The 14,772-nt window shown below is 71.8% G+C and carries 16 protein-coding genes; 7 read left to right on the plus strand and 9 right to left on the minus strand.

Annotated elements, in window-relative coordinates; genetic code table 11:
* Positions 1–38: 38 nt before the first annotated feature.
* Positions 39–1,307, minus strand: coding sequence for an amino acid ABC transporter substrate-binding protein (locus ACHAAC_RS13920; RefSeq protein ID WP_435716883.1), 1,269 nt, complete (start codon positions 1,305–1,307; stop codon positions 39–41).
* A 200-nt stretch (positions 1,308–1,507) separates the two neighbouring features.
* On the opposite strand from ACHAAC_RS13920, the gene ACHAAC_RS13925 reads away from it, so the two are divergent.
* The 4 genes from ACHAAC_RS13925 to ACHAAC_RS13940 all read left to right on the plus strand — a co-directional run bounded on the left by ACHAAC_RS13925 (position 1,508) and on the right by ACHAAC_RS13940 (position 5,788).
* On the plus strand, positions 1,508–2,539 hold the full coding sequence (locus tag ACHAAC_RS13925) for a LacI family DNA-binding transcriptional regulator (protein WP_435716884.1): 1,032 nt from the start codon (positions 1,508–1,510) through the stop codon (positions 2,537–2,539).
* Positions 2,536–3,714: a glycerate kinase gene (locus tag ACHAAC_RS13930; RefSeq protein ID WP_435716885.1), complete on the plus strand. Its 1,179-nt coding sequence runs from the start codon at positions 2,536–2,538 to the stop codon at positions 3,712–3,714. Before ACHAAC_RS13925 ends, ACHAAC_RS13930 begins: the two co-directional genes overlap by 4 nt.
* A 29-nt stretch (positions 3,715–3,743) precedes the next feature.
* Positions 3,744–4,517 (plus strand): cyclase family protein, encoded by a 774-nt coding sequence (locus ACHAAC_RS13935; protein WP_435716886.1) that lies wholly within the window; start codon positions 3,744–3,746, stop codon positions 4,515–4,517.
* Between the two features lie 122 nt (positions 4,518–4,639).
* Positions 4,640–5,788 carry a YihY/virulence factor BrkB family protein gene (locus ACHAAC_RS13940; protein ID WP_435716887.1) on the plus strand — a complete coding sequence of 383 codons (1,149 nt, stop codon included), beginning with the start codon at positions 4,640–4,642 and terminating at the stop codon, positions 5,786–5,788.
* Positions 5,789–5,818: 30 nt separating this feature from the next.
* Here ACHAAC_RS13940 and ACHAAC_RS13945 read toward each other — a convergent pair whose 3' ends face one another.
* Together ACHAAC_RS13945 and ACHAAC_RS13950 are read right to left on the minus strand one after the other, a co-directional pair.
* Positions 5,819–6,283, minus strand: a complete 465-nt coding sequence (locus ACHAAC_RS13945) for an SRPBCC family protein (RefSeq protein ID WP_435716888.1) — start codon at positions 6,281–6,283, stop codon at positions 5,819–5,821.
* Positions 6,284–6,407: 124 nt separating this feature from the next.
* On the minus strand, positions 6,408–8,000 hold the full coding sequence (locus ACHAAC_RS13950; protein ID WP_435716889.1) for an adenylate/guanylate cyclase domain-containing protein: 1,593 nt from the start codon (positions 7,998–8,000) through the stop codon (positions 6,408–6,410).
* A gap of 173 nt (positions 8,001–8,173) precedes the next feature.
* Between ACHAAC_RS13950 and ACHAAC_RS13955 the strand changes: the two genes are divergently transcribed.
* Together ACHAAC_RS13955 and ACHAAC_RS13960 are read left to right on the plus strand one after the other, a co-directional pair.
* A complete protein-coding gene (locus ACHAAC_RS13955; protein WP_435716890.1) occupies positions 8,174–8,584 on the plus strand; it encodes a cyclic nucleotide-binding domain-containing protein in 411 nt (136 codons plus the stop codon).
* A gap of 95 nt (positions 8,585–8,679) precedes the next feature.
* Positions 8,680–9,015, plus strand: coding sequence for a hypothetical protein (locus ACHAAC_RS13960; protein WP_435716891.1), 336 nt, complete (start codon positions 8,680–8,682; stop codon positions 9,013–9,015).
* Between the two features lie 12 nt (positions 9,016–9,027).
* On the opposite strand, the gene arfB is transcribed toward ACHAAC_RS13960, so the two are convergent.
* The 6 genes from arfB to ACHAAC_RS13990 are packed head-to-tail and all read right to left on the minus strand — an operon-like array spanning position 9,028 to position 13,769.
* Positions 9,028–9,429, minus strand: a complete 402-nt coding sequence (gene arfB, locus ACHAAC_RS13965; protein ID WP_435716892.1) for an alternative ribosome rescue aminoacyl-tRNA hydrolase ArfB — start codon at positions 9,427–9,429, stop codon at positions 9,028–9,030.
* A 26-nt stretch (positions 9,430–9,455) separates the two neighbouring features.
* On the minus strand, positions 9,456–9,890 hold the full coding sequence (locus ACHAAC_RS13970; protein ID WP_435716893.1) for a CBS domain-containing protein: 435 nt from the start codon (positions 9,888–9,890) through the stop codon (positions 9,456–9,458).
* Between the two features lie 52 nt (positions 9,891–9,942).
* Positions 9,943–10,887, minus strand: coding sequence for an inositol monophosphatase family protein (locus ACHAAC_RS13975; protein WP_435716894.1), 945 nt, complete (start codon positions 10,885–10,887; stop codon positions 9,943–9,945).
* Positions 10,888–10,918: 31 nt separating this feature from the next.
* The gene (gene rsgA, locus ACHAAC_RS13980) at positions 10,919–11,917 is read right to left on the minus strand and encodes a ribosome small subunit-dependent GTPase A (RefSeq protein WP_435716937.1); all 999 of its coding nucleotides are present in this window, start codon (positions 11,915–11,917) and stop codon (positions 10,919–10,921) included.
* A 26-nt stretch (positions 11,918–11,943) separates the two neighbouring features.
* Entirely contained in the window at positions 11,944–13,233 is a 1,290-nt protein-coding gene (aroA, locus tag ACHAAC_RS13985; protein ID WP_435716895.1) for a 3-phosphoshikimate 1-carboxyvinyltransferase, read from the minus strand.
* 50 nt (positions 13,234–13,283) lie between these two features.
* On the minus strand, positions 13,284–13,769 hold the full coding sequence (locus tag ACHAAC_RS13990; RefSeq protein WP_435716896.1) for a DoxX family protein: 486 nt from the start codon (positions 13,767–13,769) through the stop codon (positions 13,284–13,286).
* Positions 13,770–13,907: 138 nt separating this feature from the next.
* Here ACHAAC_RS13990 and ACHAAC_RS13995 point away from each other — a divergent pair, with 138 nt between their 5' ends.
* Positions 13,908–14,627: an SOS response-associated peptidase gene (locus ACHAAC_RS13995; RefSeq protein WP_435716897.1), complete on the plus strand. Its 720-nt coding sequence runs from the start codon at positions 13,908–13,910 to the stop codon at positions 14,625–14,627.
* Positions 14,628–14,772: the final 145 nt, after the last annotated feature.

Below are 14,772 nucleotides of genomic sequence, written 5' to 3' on the forward strand. Positions count from 1 at the left end.
GGTGTCGATCGTTCGTTCGCTGGCGCTCACTCATTGAGTCACCACTCCGGCTTCTCGGTGATGAGTTCGGCCTCGGCGGCGTCCTCGGGCAGCACGATCTGGATCTCGCCGTCCACGTACTGCTGGATCAGGTGGGCGCCCTGGGGGCGGCCCTCGCCGTCCCACGTCAGCGGCCCGACGACGGTCTGGACCTCGTTGTCACGCAGCCAGTCGATGAGCTGCTGCTGGCACTCGGGGTCCGCCTCGGCGCAGCCGACGGCCTCGACGGCCGCGGCGACCACCTGGCCGGTCGTCCAGGCGTTGGCCTCGTCCTCGTTCGGCTCGCTGTCGTTGAGCTCGGTGTAGTACTCGACGAACTCGGCGTTGGTCTCCCACTCGGCCTCCGGCGTGTACCCGGTGGGGGACAGGATGCCCTCGGTCTGGTCGCCGATGGCCTCGGGGAACTCCGGGTTGGTCGGCGCGGTGGAGAACGTGGCCATGTCGGGCTGGTAGTCGAGCTGGCGCAGCGCGACGATCAGGTTGACCGCGTCCTGGTACTGCGTTCCGCCCACGACGATGTCCGCCTCGGAGTCGGAGATCTTGTTGGCGATCGAGCCGAAGTCGGTGGTGTTGGGCGGGTAGACCTCGTCGACGACGGTCTCGACGCCCATCTCCTCCAGCCGGTCCTTCAGGCCGTAGGCGGTGCCCTGGGCGAACGGGTCGTCCATGGCGGCGTAGGCAGCGGTCTCGGGGCGCTCGTCCTCGGGCATCGCCTCGATGTGGTCGGCGAGGTAGGCGTAGTGGTCCTGCGCGACGGCGGGGGCGGCGTAGAAGAGGTTGTCGAAGCCCTGCGTGAAGATCTCCTCCGCAGCGCCGGCCGGCTCCACGAAGAGGTAGCCGTAGTCCTTCGCGACCTGGGCCGCGGGCACGACGAGACGCGTGGAGAACGGACCGAAGACGAGGTCGACACCGTCCTGGTTGATGAGCTTCTCGTAGTCGGACGCGACGCGGTCGGCGTTGGACTGGTCGTCCAGGATCTCCAGCTCGACCTCGCGGCCGAGCAGGCCGCCGTTCTCGTTCACGTAGGAGGCCCAGGCCTCATAGCCGCGCTGGACACCCTTGCCCGGCTCGGAGAAGTCTCCGGTCAGGGGCAGGGAGATGCCGATGACGATCGGGTCGTCGTCGCCTCCGCCACCGCCGGAGGACCCGCCGCTGAGGCACCCGGTCAGGGTGAGGGCGGCGACACCGGTCGCGGCGATCGCCCGCAGGCGTCGTCGTACCGACCGCGCTCGGCGCGTGGTGGGCTGGATTCGCTGGGGGTGGGACATCAGTGCTCCTCGGGCTCTGCTGCGTGTGCGGTGGGCGGGGGGCCACCGTCGGGGTGGCGGTCCGAAGCCGCTCTCCCGGTCCCGGTCCGAGCGTGGTGCCCGGTGGGACGTAAGCGCTTGCGTAAGCGCTTGCGCTACCGTAGACCCCTGCCCCGGGCATGTGTCAAGCGTCACAGCGAACTCGAGTCGAAGGAGCACGGATGAGTGGAGCGTCGGGCGTCCTGCGATTGCAGGACGTGGCGGAGCGCGCAGGGGTCTCCATCGCGACGGCGTCGCGATCCCTGGCCGGGCGTTCCGGCGTCAGTGACACGGTGGCCGCGCGGGTCCGGACCGTGGCCGAGGAGCTGGGCTACGTCGCCAACGTGCACGCCCGGTCCCTCGCGGGGGGTCCGACGACCTCGATCGGGCTGGTCGTCCACGAGATCGGGGACCCGTACTTCGCCGAGATCGCTTCCGGGGTCATGCGCGTCGGCTCCCAGAAGGGCCTCACGGTGCAGGTCTGCCACACCGGGCGCGACCCGCACGAAGAGCTGACCCAGATCAGGTCCCTCATCGCCCACCGCGTCGGCGGGATCATCATCGCCGGATCAGGGTTCGTGGACCCGGGCATGCAGGCCGAGGCCAAGCGCGACCTGAGCGCCTTCCGCACGCTGGGTGGCCGTGTGTCGGTCATCGGACGGCACCACCTCGGGGTCGACGCCGTCCTGCCCGACAACGTCGGCGGAGGTCGCTCGATCGTCGAGCACATTCTCTCGCTCGGTCACCGTGAGCTCGCGTTCGTGACGGGCTCACGACAGCTGACGACGGTCGCCGACCGCCTGGCCGGGGCGGCGCAGGCCCTGCAGGCCCACGGCACCGGCCTGGACGACCTGCCGGTGCTGGAGGCCGCCTTCACCCGGGAAGGTGGCAAGGAGGCCACCCATCGCCTCATGGACGAGCACCCGCGCACCACGGCGATCCTCGCGCTCAACGACGACATGGCGATCGGGGTGCTCTCGGCGCTGCGCTCGCGCGGGGTGCGGGTGCCCGAGGACGTCTCGGTGACCGGATTCGACGACATCGACGTCGCGGAGGACCTCGCTCCGTCGCTGACGACCGTGCGCCTGCCCATGGTCGAGATGGGCGAGATCGCGCTCTCCCTGGCGCTGCTGGAGCCCTCGTCACGGCCCCGTCGACGCACGACCGGCCACGAGCTGGTCGTGCGGGGCTCCACCGAGGGGCTCGGGGCATGAGCCCCTCGCGGCCGGCCGGACCCGCCACCGTCCTGCTGGCGCCCGACAAGTTCAAGGGATCCCTGTCCGCCCGTGAGGTCGTGGTGGCGCTGGAGACGGGCCTGCGCGCCGCCGACCCCACAGTCGTCGTCCGCTCGGTTCCCGTGGCCGATGGAGGCGACGGCACCGTGTCCGCCGCTCTGGCCGCAGGTTTCGAGCGCGTGCCCGTGACCGTGACGGGACCGACCGGCGAGCAGGTGTCGACCTGCTGGGCGCGAGAAGGTGCCACCGCCGTCGTCGAGCTCGCGGACGCCTGCGGGCTGGAGCGGCTCCCCGGGGCCCCGGCGCCGCTGGCGGCCTCGAGCCGAGGTCTGGGTGACGTGCTGCACGACGTCCTGCGCAGCGACGTCGACCGCGTCGTCGTGGGCATCGGTGGCAGTGCGAGCACCGACGGCGGAGCGGGCATGCTCGCAGCCCTGGGCGCCCGTCTGCTGGATCGGGACGGCCGGGTGGTCACCGACGGCGGTGGTGCGCTGGCCGACGTCGTCGCGCTGGACCTCTCCGGCCTGCCGCAGCGACTCGGGGAGGTCGAGGTGCTGGTGGCGTGCGACGTGGACAACCCGCTCACCGGCCCGGAGGGTGCAGCAGCGGTCTACGGCCCGCAGAAGGGTGCCACGCCCGCTGAGGTGGAGGTGCTCGACGCGGCCCTCGCGTCATGGGCGGACGTCGTGGCGGCCACGGTGGGGACGGATCATCGTGACCTCGCGGGCGCAGGGGCGGCCGGAGGGGTCGGCCTGGCGGCCGTCGCGGTGCTCGGGGCGGTGCTGCGGCCCGGGGTCGAGCTGGTGCTGGACCTCGTCGACTTCGGCGCGCACGTCGCGGGAGCGGACCTCGTCGTCGTGGGGGAGGGGTCGCTCGACGAGCAGAGCCTGCGGGGCAAGGCCCCGGTCGGCGTGGCCACGGCCGCCGGACGAGCCGGGGTCCCCGTGGTCGCGGTCTGCGGTCGCCGGCAGGTCACCGACGAGCAGCTCCGCGCCGCGGGCATCCTCGCGGCTCACGCCCTCAGCGAGCTCGAGCCCGACCCGGAGCGGAGCATCGCCGAGGCCGGACGCCTGCTCGAGCAGGTCGCCCCGCTCCTGCTGCAGCACGGCTTCCTCTCCCACCGTGGCCGAGCGGCCGGCGACCCCCGCCCGTGACAGGGTGTTGTCGACGAAGGGGGACCACCATGCCGACACCGTCCGACGATGCGAGCTCGCCTCGCCACCCGTTGTGGGAGCTCCAGCGAGAGCTGGTCAGCGACCACGTGTTCACCGACCTCACCCATGCCTTCTTCCCCGGGATGCCGCACTTCCCGGCCTTCCCGGACGAGGAGCGCGAGCAGTACTTCGAGGTCGAGGCGAACGGCTTCGCCGTCCACCGGCACACGATCGTGGGGCAGTGGGGCACCCACGTGGACCCGCCCTCGCACTTCGTCGACGGTGCACGCACGCTCGATGACATCCCCGTCGAGCAGATGATCCTGCCGCTCGTCGTGCTGGACATCTCCGAGCGGGTCCGCGTGGACCCCGACGCCACGCCCACCGTCCAGGACGTCCAGGCCTGGGAGCAGCGCAACGGCCCGATGCCTGCCGGCTCCTTCGTCGCCCTGCGCACGGACTGGAGCCACCGCTGGCCTGACGGTGACGCCGTGGCCAACCACGACGACGAGGGCGTCGCCCACTACCCGGGCTGGTCCCGTGAGGTGGTCCAGGACCTCGTGGAGCGGGTCGGCGTCCAGGCGATCGGCCACGAGACCACCGACACCGACCCCGGCAGCGCGACGTCGGCAGGGGACTACGGGCTGGAGCTCTATCTCCTGCAGCAGGACAAGTGGCAGGTCGAGCTCATGACCAACCTGCACCTCGTGCCCGAGGTCGGCGCCATCATCGTGGCGACGTGGCCCAAGCCGCGCGGTGGATCGGGCTTCCCGGCCCGGGTCTTCGCCATCCACCCGGCCTGAGGCCATCGACCCGGCCGTCGTCGTACCGGCCCCGCGGCGATGCGGCGCGGGCGTCCGGGAGTGCGCGACATCCGGGACTTTGACACAGTGCGAGGGTCGTCAGCCCGAGGAAAGGCAGTGCCATGTCGTCGTCGCGTGACCCGGTCCCCACCGCCGTCGCCTGGATCGTGGCGGGGGCCTCGGCGGGCTATCTTGCCGTGCTGTCACGTCGCCGGCGGGCAGAGCGTGAGCTCGAGGCTCCGGAGGCGGTGCCGGGCGCCGTCCCCGACGACGACGTCGCGGAGCCGACCGACATGCGGCGAGCGACGTGGAAGTTCGCGTTCACCAAGGCGCTGCGCGGGTTCTCCAGGGACCAGTGCACCGACCTCGCCGCTGCCCTGACCTACTACTCGGTGCTGGCACTGTTCCCGGCGCTCATCGCCCTCGTCTCCTTGCTGGGCGTCGTCGGGCAGGGCGCCAGCACCGTCGACGCCGTCCTGGACATCGCCGGTGACTTCGTCCCCGCCGCGACGCTCGACACGATCGAGCCGGTCGTGACCTCGATGACCGAGACGCCGGCCGCGGGCCTGGGCCTGCTGGTGGGTCTGCTCGGTGCGCTGTGGTCCGCCTCGGGCTACGTGGGTGCGTTCGGTCGTGCCATGAACCGGATCTACGACGTCGAGGAGGGGAGGCCGATCTGGAAGCTCCGCCCCACGATGCTGCTGGTGACGCTCGTGGCCGTGGTCCTGTGCGCCGTCGCCGGTCTCTCGCTCGTCCTGACCGGACCCGTCGCCCAGTCCGTCGGAGACGTGGTCGGGCTCGGCGACACCGCCGTGCAGGTGTGGGGCATCGCCAAGTGGCCCGTCCTGCTGCTCATCGTCATGGCGATCGTGGCGATCCTCTACTACGCCACGCCCAACGTGCAGCAGCCGCGGTTCCGCTGGGTCAGCATCGGGGCGGCGGTCGCCGTGGTGACCTGGATCCTCGCCTCGGCACTGTTCGGCCTCTACGTGTCCATGGCGGGCAACTACAACGCGACGTACGGCTCGCTCGCCAGCATCATCGTGTTCCTGCTCTGGCTGTGGATCACCAACATCGCCCTGCTGCTGGGCGCCGAGCTGGACGCCGAGATCGAGCGCAGCCGCGAGCTCCAGGCCGGGATGGCGGCGGAGGAGGACATCCTCCTGCCTCCGCGCGACACCCGAGGCATCGACAAGCAGGCCGAGAAGGATCGCGAGGAGGTTGCCCAGGCCCGGGCGCTGCGAGAGCAGCACGAGGACGCCGACGCCTGAGCGCCGACGCCCTCGACGTGCGGGGGCGGCTCAGCGGGCGACGGCCGCCGCGAGCGCCCCGAGGGACTCCTCCAGTGCCGACTGGGGCACGAGGGGGAAGCTGATCTTCGCGAGCAGCTCGGGGTCGCTCACCTTCGACCAGTCGTAGGTGAGTGTGGCCGTGGTGGCGTCGGTGCCCTTGGCCTCCAGCTCCCAGAGCCACTCCCAGCCGGGGGGCTCCTGACCGGCGGGCGCGGTCTGCCAGGCGATCAGGTGGTTCGGGTCCAGCCCGGTGACGACGTTGTCGGTCTGGTAGTCCCCGCCCATGTGGTCGCCGGCCATGTTCATCCGGAAGACCTGGCCGGTCTCCTGCAGCCGGTCGCCCTGGTCCAGGCTCCGGACGAAGCCCGAGCCGTCCAGCTCGGGGTGGCGGTGCGGGTTGGAGAGGACGTCGAACACCGCCGCCGGGGGTGCGTCGATCGTGCGCTGGACGGTGAGCCTGCGTGTGTCGGTCATGCGACCACATCCTCAGAAGAACCACCGTAGGACTGTGCTCGCATGACTGTCTCCTTTTCACTCGCTGGCGCTCCTTCACTGCCTCCACCGTGACGCGGTGATGGTGACGGGGCCACCCGAGGGATCAGGTCGAGGCCGGCTGGTCGGCCGTGGCGGCCTGCGAGGGAGCCGTCGCCGCAGCTCCGGGCGGGTCAGTGAGCCGTCCCACCGGGGTGGGCTCCTCACGACCCCGCAGCGTGGGCTCGCCCTCCTGCTGCCACTCGCGCCACTCGTCGCCGAGAGCCTCCTCCACCGTTCGCCACGTCGCGAGGACACCACCGGGCACGTCCTTGGCCAGCTCGGTGAGACGCGCCGCCGCGTTCACCGCGTCGCCGATCACCGTGTACTCGAAGCGGGACTCATGGCCCACGTTCCCCGCGACGACGTCGCCGGTCGACACACCGATCCCGGCCCGGATCTCAGGCACCTCCCGTGTCAATCGGTCGATGATGCTGCGGGCGGCGCGCAGGCCCGCGCCCGCATGGTCCTCGAGCACCGTGGGCGCGCCGAAGACGGCGAGCACGGCATCGCCCATGAACTTGTTGACCAGCCCGTCCTGGGCGTCCACCTCCTCGACGATCACCGCGAAGAACCGGTTGAGGACCTCGACGACCTCGGCGGGTTCGCGCCGGGCGGCATACGTGGTGGATCCCACGAGGTCGACCATGAGCGTCGTGACGGTGCTCGCCCCGCCGCCGAGCGCGACGTCCTCGGTGGCGCTCGCGGCGACGTCCCGGCCCACATGGCGTCCGAAGAGGTCCCGGATCCTCTCGCGCTCGCGCAGACCGTCGGCCATCTGGTTGAACCCCGCCTGGAGCAGACCCAGCTCGGTGCTGTCGTCGACCGGCACGTCGATGTCGTAGTCGCCGTCGCGCACGCGGTCCACGCCCTCGCGCAGGGCGGTGACCGGCCCGACGACGGCTCGCCCGTCCAGGACCGTCACCAGCAGGCCGAAGACGAGGATCACGGCGGTGAGGCACAGCACGACCAGGCCGAGCCGCTCGACGGTCATCGGCTGCCACGTCATGGCGGCGATGCAGCTGGCGACGATCCCGCCCACGGGCACGGCCGTGCCCAGGATCCAGAAGACGACCATGCGACGCAGCAGTCCCGTGCCGTGCACGTTCTCCAGTGGTCCGTCGGTGAGTGCGCGCGCCGCGATGGGGCGGAAGGCGTACTCGCTGATGAGGTAGGCGATGGTGCACACCACGGTGCCGGCGATCGCCACGGACAGGCCGGCGCTCAGTGCGGCGGCCGGCTGCAGGACGGTGGACAGCACCGTGAACACGACGACGGCCGCGCCCCAGAGCACCACCTGGATCGCGGTCAGCCGGATCGAGAGCCGCAGTGCGGTGCGTCGCTCCTTCTCCGTCGGCTGGCGGTCCTGCAGGGCCCAGCGCAGCGGACGGACGCAGGCGATGGTGCCGACGGTGGCCCCGACGAGCACCGCGACCCCGACGTACACCGGAGTCGCGATGGCCAGGCTGAGTGCGTAGGCATCGTTGGGGCTCCCGCCGGGCAGGACCCACAACCGCAGCACCAGCACGATCGCCGCGCCGATGAGGTTGGTGATGACGAGCAGAACGGTGAGCAGGAGCTGGATGCGCACCCGAAGGCGGCGCGTCGACTGCTCCGGTGGGCCCAGCAGGCGGGCGCCGCGGATCTGTCCATGACTCATGGCGGGCTCGTTTCGGTGTGGGACGTGCCGATCGTAGTCCGTGCAGGCCGCGCGGACGGGGACCCGATGATCGTCCGAACCCGGAAGTGGCGCGTGGACACCCCCGCACGCACGTGGGAAGATCCGACCCGAGCGGTATCCATGCCCGTCGCGGGACGCAGAGAGGACCACCCATGCCATTCAAGTCCGACAAGGTCGACAAGGAGCTCGTCGCCCGGCTCGCGGAGCTCACCGGGCTGAGCAGCAAGGACGCCAACACGCTCGCCAAGGCGGGACAGAGCGTCCGGGTGCCCGAGGGCTGGTCGATCATCTTCGAGACGACGCCCTCGGACAAGGCCTACATCCTGCTGGACGGCGAGGTCGACGTGCGCAAGTCCGGCGAGACCATCGCCACGGTCGGGCCCGGTGGTGTCGTCGGCGAGATCGGTCTGCTGAATCGCAAGCTGCGCAGCGCCTCCGTCGTCGCCGCCACGCCCATCGAGGCCATCCACTTCACCGCCGAGGCCATCGAGGACCTCGTCAAGAACGTGCCGGCCTTCTCCGAGCTCTTCAAGCACGCCGCAGAGAGCCGGACCCAGGACTGACCCCCGCGGCGGGACCACCACTTCGGCTCGCGCGTGCCCGGAGCCCGTCGCACGATGGAGGGGTCGGGGCGCCGCGCCCCGGGATGGAGGTTTTCATGTCCGAGAACGAGCCAGTACCCGGCGAAGAGGTCCGCTCCGAGGACGCCGGCGTCCCGAACGACCCGCCCGGCCCGGACGTGCCCCAGGAGTCTCGGGGCGGTGAGTCCACGGACGTCCCCGGGCACCCCACCGAGGACCAGCCGGAGGGCGTGGACAAGGGCGAGGAGGAGTCCGGTGACGACTCCACCGACGAGGGCATCGCCCAGGTCGGTGACGTCGAGAGCTCCGACGACTCCAGCGACTCCGGTGACGAGTCCGAGGACCCGGCCACGTCCGGGGAGGGGCCGGCTGACATCGGCGCCCCGACCAAGCCCGCCGAGCCCGCCAGCTGATCCCGACAGCGCTCAGGACCAGTCGGCTCGCCGATCGCGCTTGACGGCCGAGCGCCGTTCCTCCCGGTCACGTCGACGTGACCGGGAGGACGTGCTCGCGCGGGTGGGCCTGCGCCGTCGCGGAGGCACCGTCGCAGCGGCGACGAGCTCCTCCAGGCGAGCCCGGGCGGCTTCGCGGTTGCGGTGCTGGGAGCGGTAGCGCGAGGAGCTGATGGTCAGCACGCCGTCGCGCAGCCGCGGGCTCAGCACGTGCAGCACCCGGGCGCGTTGGTCCTCGGTGAGGGCGTTCGTCCGCGCCGGGCTCCAGCTCAGCTCGACGCGGGAGTCGGTGGTGTTGACGTGCTGGCCACCCGGGCCGGAGGAGCGGCTGAACCGCCACGAGAGCTCGTCGTCGGGCAGGTGGAACCGGGACACCCCGTGACGGTACCCGGCAGGGCCGGTCAGCCGCCGGAGACGTAGCTGTTGAGCTGGTCGCGCTCGAACTCCAGCTGCTCCATGCGGTGCTTGACGGCGTCGCCGATGCTCAGCACCCCGATCAGGCGGCCGTCGTCGCTGACCACGGGCACGTGACGGACACGCTGCTCGGTCATGGTCACCATCAGGGTGTTGAACTCATCGTCGGGACGGCACTGGTGGACGTCGGTGGTCATGATGCTCTCGACCGTGGCGGAGCGGGCCTGCTCCACTGCTCGGAGCTTGCGCACCACGTCGCGCTCGGAGACGATCCCCAGCATCGTCGTGCCGTTGTCGCTCACGACCAGGGCCCCGATGTTGTGCTCGGCCATGGCGTCCAGCAGCTCGGCGACGGTGGCCTCGGGGGCGATGGTGTGGACGTGGGTGCTGCCCTTGGACGACAGGACGTCGCTGACGCGCATGACTCCTCCTGGGGGTTCGATGCCCCGCAGTGTAGGCCAGGTCACAGTCGTTCTACGAGGGGTCGTCCTGCGGGCCGACGGTGCGGCCGAAGTCGAGCGTGCGGACGTTGCTGGGCTCGCCCGGCGGACCCGGCGTCGGGCCGGCCTCGGCGTCGTGGTCCTCGTCGCGCCAGTCCGCCGGTGTCTCGCCGTCGTCGGGGAAGTGACCGAGGTAGGCCATCGCCGCCTCGTGCAGGCGCCCGTTGGAGGCCAGTGCGTTCGCGCCCCACGGCCCGTCCTCGCCGGCGAGGCTCGTGAACCGCCCGCCGGCCTCACGGACGATGACGTCGAGCGCCGCCATGTCCCAGACCTTGAGCTCGGGCTCGGCGGCGATGTCCACCGCCCCCTCGGCCACCAGCATGTAGGACCAGAAGTCGCCGTAGCCGCGGGTGCGCCAGCACCGTCGTGCGAGGGCGGCGAACGCCGAGGCCTGCCCGATGTCCTCCCAGCTGGCGGCCGAGCTGTACGACAGTGACGCGTCGGCGAGGTCGGCCACGCGCGAGCAGCGGATCTCCCGAGCGTGCATGAAGGACTTGCCGGTGAACGCTCCGCCACCCTTGGACGCCCACCAGCGACGCCCCAGGGCAGGGGCGGAGACGCATCCGACGACGATCTCGCCGGCCTCCTCCAGGGCGATGAGGGTGGCCCAGACGGGGACGCCCCGGACGAAGTTGGACGTGCCGTCGATCGGGTCGACGATCCAGCGTCGCTCGTGGGGGCCGGAGGCGCTCTGCACGGACCCGTGCTCCTCGCCGAGGACGTCGTCGCGGGTGCGGGCCGTCCTCAGGTGGCGGCGGATCGCGTCCTCGACGGCCTCGTCGGACTCGGTCACGTAGGACAGGTCCGGCTTGGTGGCGATGGCCAGGTCGATCGCGCCGAATCGGTCCATCGAGAGGTTGTCGGCGTTGTCGGCCAGGACGTGGGCCAGACGCACGTCGTCGTTCCAGGAGTGGGCCATGCCGTTCAGGGTATCGACGCCGCGGCGCGGCTCACCACGAGGCGGCCGAGTCCTTCGCGGTCAGGATCCGCCGCACCGATGCGACCCGGGCTGCGCCCAGCGAGCCGGCGGCGACGGCACGGTCCCACGCGCACTCCGGCTCGCTCGCGGCGTGCGTGCATCCGCGGGGGCAGGTGATGCTCAGCTCGTTGAGGTCGGGGAAGGCGCGCACGATGTCCTCGGACTCGACGTGGGCGAGCCCGAAGGAGCGGATGCCGGGGGTGTCGATGATCCAGCCGCCCCCGCCCCTGCCTTCGACACTGTCCAGCTTCAGCGCCATCGCCGACGTGGAGGTGTGGCGTCCCCGGCCGGTGACCTCGTTGACGTGGCTGGTGGAGCGGTCGGCGTCGGGGACGAGGGCGTTGACCAGGGTGGACTTGCCGACGCCGCTGTGGCCGATGAGGACGCTCGTGCGGTCGCGCAGGGCGTCGCGCACGGGGGTGAGGTCGGCGCCGCGCTCGGTGACGACGGTGCGGACCTCCAGCGGCTCCAGCAGGCCGAGCATCTCCTGCGGTGAGGCGAGGTCGGCCTTGGTGAGCACGACGAGCGGGTCCATCCCCGCGTCGTAGGCGGCCACGAGGCAGCGGTCGACGAGCCCGGCCCGCGGGGGCGGGTCGGCCAAAGCGGTGACGATGACGAGCTGGTCGGCGTTGGCGACGATGATCCGCTCGATCGGGTCGTCGTCGTCGGCGGTGCGCCGCAGCACGGTCCGGCGCTCGGTGACGTCGACGATGCGGGCGAGGGTGCCCTCCTCGCCGCTGACGTCACCGACCACGTGCGCCTCGTCGCCGACGACCACGCCGGTGCGACCGATCGCCCGCGCCTTCACCGCCGTGAGGGGGCGTCCGTCCAGGGCCAGGGTGTAGCGACCCCGATCGATCGTGACGACCCGGGCCAGCCGGGCGTCGGCGTGGTCGGGTCTCTCCTTGGTGCGGGGGCGACTGCGGCGTCCCGGGCGCTCGAACGCGGCATGCTCGTCCCGACGTCCCATCGCACCACCACCCGTGGATCCCCGGCTCACGCGACCAGACGCTCCCAGACCGGGGCGAAGTTGGGGTAGGTCTTGACCGTGGTCTTGACGTTCTCGACGAACAGCTCGGGCACGCGCAGGCCCAGCACGACGGCGGCATGGGCCATCCGGTGGTCGTGGTAGGTGCGGAAGACCTCCCCGTGCAGGGGGCGGGGCACGACGTGCAGGCCGTCGTCGGTCTCGGTGACCTCACCACCGAGGCGGTTGATCTCGGTGGCGAGAGCGGCGAGACGATCCGTCTCGTGGCCCCGCAGGTGGGCGATGCCGTGCAGGTGGGAGGGGCCCTGGGCAAGCGCCGCGACGGCGGCGACCACGGGCGTGAGCTCGCCGACGTCGTGCAGGTCGAGGTCGACGCCCCGCAGCTCGGGCCCGGCCGTGAACACCATGTCCCCGTCGGACGTGGAGTCGTCGCGGGCAGAGGAGCCGCCGAAGGCCTCGACGATCCGGTGCCAGGCGTCACCGGCTTGCTGGGTCCGCTCGGGCCAGCGACGGACGGCGACCCGGCCGCCGGTGACCAGTGCCGCACCGATGAACACGCCGGCGTTGGAGAGGTCGGGCTCGATCTCCATGTCGAGCGACTCGACGGGGCCGGGGAGCACGTGCCAGCGGTCCGGCTCGGAGTCGTCCACCGCGACGCCGCGACGGCGCAGCTCGGCCACGGTCATGTCGACGTGGGGCAGGGAGGGCAGCGAGGCCCCCACGTGGCGCAGGTCCAGCCCCGCGGCGAACCTCGGGGCGGCGAGCAGCAGCGCGGAGACGAACTGGCTGGAGGCCGAGGCGTCGACCTCCAGCACGCCGCCGTCCACCCCGCCGGTGCCGTGGACGGTGAAGGGCAGCCTGCTCCGCTCCTCGTCCTCGACGTGGACGCCGAGGGCCCGCAGGGAGCTGATGGTGGTGCCCATGGGGCGCTCGCGGGCCCGCTCGTCACCGTCGAAGACGACGGCGCCGGACCCGAGCGCCGCGACGGCCGGGAGGAAGCGCATGACCGTGCCGGCCAGCCCGCAGTCCACCGTGACGGGACTCGGGCTCGTGCGCAGGCCCGGGCTCACCGTCCAGGCGCCGGGCGTTCGCTCGACCGTGGCGCCGAGCGCGGTCAGCCCGTCGGCCATGAGGGTGGTGTCACGTGAGCCCAGGGGCCGGCTCACCACCGAGGGACCGTCGGCGAGGGCGGCGAGCACGAGGGCGCGGTTGGTCAGTGACTTCGAGCTCGGCACCAGCACCCGGGCGTCGAGCGGCGCGTCGCGGTACGGCGCGAGCCAGGGCAGCGGAGCATCCATCGGGGCCCACTGTATCGGCGGACGGCCCGGTGCGTGCCCGGCCCGAGGACTCAGCCGCGCAGGTCGTCGATGCGCTCGGTGACGGCGTGGGCGCCGTCGGCGACCTTGTCCTTGGCGCGGCGGCCGATGAACTTCTTGTGCGGGTCCGGGTCGAGCGTCGCCATCAGCAGGCCACCGATGAGCGAGAGGTTCTTGGTGAAGTGGATCGCCTGGTTCTGGCGGGACTGCGGGTCGGACTCGTTCCAGAACTGGTGGCCGACCGCCGTGGTGGGCACGAGGGTCCCGGCCAGGACGAAGGAGCTCAGTCGCGGCAGGTGGCCGGTGGCGAGGGCGGTGCCGGCGACGACGTGGATCGCTCCGTTGATGCGGACGAGGTTCGTCGGGGAGGTCTTGGCCTGCGGAGCCACGGAGCCGAGGGCGTTGGCGACCGGCTCGGCCTTCGGGCCCATCGCCTTGGCGTGACGCAGGGAGCTGACACCGCCGTAGACGAACATCGACGCGAGCAACGGACGGGCCACGGTGCGCAGGAGAGTCATGGCCTCATCAAAGCAAGCATGGGCGGCTCGCACAACGCGAGGGCGGGCCACCATCCGACGACCCAGCATCCGACAGCCCAGCATCCGACCACCCGGCTTCCGACCCCCGGCGTCCGATGCTCGTGGCAGGCTGGGCCCATGTGCGGTCGTTACGCCACCACCCGGACCCCGGCTGAGCTCGACGACGCCTTCGGGCTCCGCCTGCCCGACTCCACGGCGCGGCTGGAGGCCGACTACAACGTCGCGCCCACCAAGCTGGCGCCGCTCGTGGTCGGGCGGACCGAGGACGGTGCCCCCGGGGTGCAGCGCGAGCTCCTTGCGGCCACGTGGGGCCTGGTCCCCAGCTGGGCCAAGGACCCGGCCATCGGCAGCAAGATGATCAACGCACGCTCGGAGACCGTCGCGGAGAAGCCGGCCTTCCGCCGGGCCTTCGCCAGCCGGCGCGCTCTCGTCCCGGCGGATGGCTACTACGAGTGGTACGCCGGGCCGCAGGACGCGCCCAAGCAGCCCAAGCAGCCGTTCTTCATCACCGCGCCGGACCGCTCGGTGCTGGCCCTGGCCGGGCTCTATGAGTTCTGGCGGGCCTCACCGGAGCAGGAGTGGCTGATCACCTTCACGATCCTCACCACCAGCGCGGAGGACGCGCAGGGCCGGCTGCACGACCGGGCGCCCATGCTCGTGCACGCCGACGCCGTCGACGCCTGGTTGGAGCCGGTCCGCCGGCCCGGGGAGGAGCTGCGCGAGATGCTCACGCCGGCCACGCCGGGTCCGCTCACGGCCTACCCGGTCGACCGGGCGGTGGGCAACGTGCGCAACAACGGACCGGAGCTCATCGAGCCCCTGCCGTTGCAGCAGTAGAGCCTCTGCGACGGCCCCGCGGAATACCGGGACCGGCCGCCTCGTTGAACCTGCGCAGAGGAGGTACACATGCTCGTCACTGCAGAACGATCCGTCACCGGGTCGACCACCCGCGGGGGTCAGACGTCAACGGTAGGCTGGTCCA

Origin of the sequence: Aeromicrobium sp. CF4.19 (assembly GCF_051262555.1) — a bacterium.
In the GTDB taxonomy this organism is placed as follows: domain Bacteria; phylum Actinomycetota; class Actinomycetes; order Propionibacteriales; family Nocardioidaceae; genus Aeromicrobium.

What these genes read in the sequence shown, in the direction of transcription:
- ACHAAC_RS13940 (WP_435716887.1), top strand. Translation starts at nt 4,640, where the DNA reads ATGTCGTCGTCGCGTGACCCGGTCCCCACCGCCGTCGCCTGGATCGTG.
- ACHAAC_RS13935 (WP_435716886.1), top strand. Translation starts at nt 3,744, where the DNA reads ATGCCGACACCGTCCGACGATGCGAGCTCGCCTCGCCACCCGTTGTGG.
- ACHAAC_RS13955 (WP_435716890.1), top strand. Translation starts at nt 8,174, where the DNA reads ATGCCATTCAAGTCCGACAAGGTCGACAAGGAGCTCGTCGCCCGGCTC.
- aroA (WP_435716895.1), bottom strand. Translation starts at nt 13,233, where the DNA reads ATGGATGCTCCGCTGCCCTGGCTCGCGCCGTACCGCGACGCGCCGCTC.
- ACHAAC_RS13960 (WP_435716891.1), top strand. Translation starts at nt 8,680, where the DNA reads ATGTCCGAGAACGAGCCAGTACCCGGCGAAGAGGTCCGCTCCGAGGAC.
- ACHAAC_RS13945 (WP_435716888.1), bottom strand. Translation starts at nt 6,283, where the DNA reads ATGACCGACACACGCAGGCTCACCGTCCAGCGCACGATCGACGCACCC.
- ACHAAC_RS13925 (WP_435716884.1), top strand. Translation starts at nt 1,508, where the DNA reads ATGAGTGGAGCGTCGGGCGTCCTGCGATTGCAGGACGTGGCGGAGCGC.
- ACHAAC_RS13975 (WP_435716894.1), bottom strand. Translation starts at nt 10,887, where the DNA reads ATGGCCCACTCCTGGAACGACGACGTGCGTCTGGCCCACGTCCTGGCC.
- ACHAAC_RS13990 (WP_435716896.1), bottom strand. Translation starts at nt 13,769, where the DNA reads ATGACTCTCCTGCGCACCGTGGCCCGTCCGTTGCTCGCGTCGATGTTC.
- ACHAAC_RS13995 (WP_435716897.1), top strand. Translation starts at nt 13,908, where the DNA reads ATGTGCGGTCGTTACGCCACCACCCGGACCCCGGCTGAGCTCGACGAC.
- ACHAAC_RS13930 (WP_435716885.1), top strand. Translation starts at nt 2,536, where the DNA reads ATGAGCCCCTCGCGGCCGGCCGGACCCGCCACCGTCCTGCTGGCGCCC.
- ACHAAC_RS13970 (WP_435716893.1), bottom strand. Translation starts at nt 9,890, where the DNA reads ATGCGCGTCAGCGACGTCCTGTCGTCCAAGGGCAGCACCCACGTCCAC.
- ACHAAC_RS13950 (WP_435716889.1), bottom strand. Translation starts at nt 8,000, where the DNA reads ATGAGTCATGGACAGATCCGCGGCGCCCGCCTGCTGGGCCCACCGGAG.
- ACHAAC_RS13920 (WP_435716883.1), bottom strand. Translation starts at nt 1,307, where the DNA reads ATGTCCCACCCCCAGCGAATCCAGCCCACCACGCGCCGAGCGCGGTCG.
- rsgA (WP_435716937.1), bottom strand. Translation starts at nt 11,917, where the DNA reads ATGGGACGTCGGGACGAGCATGCCGCGTTCGAGCGCCCGGGACGCCGC.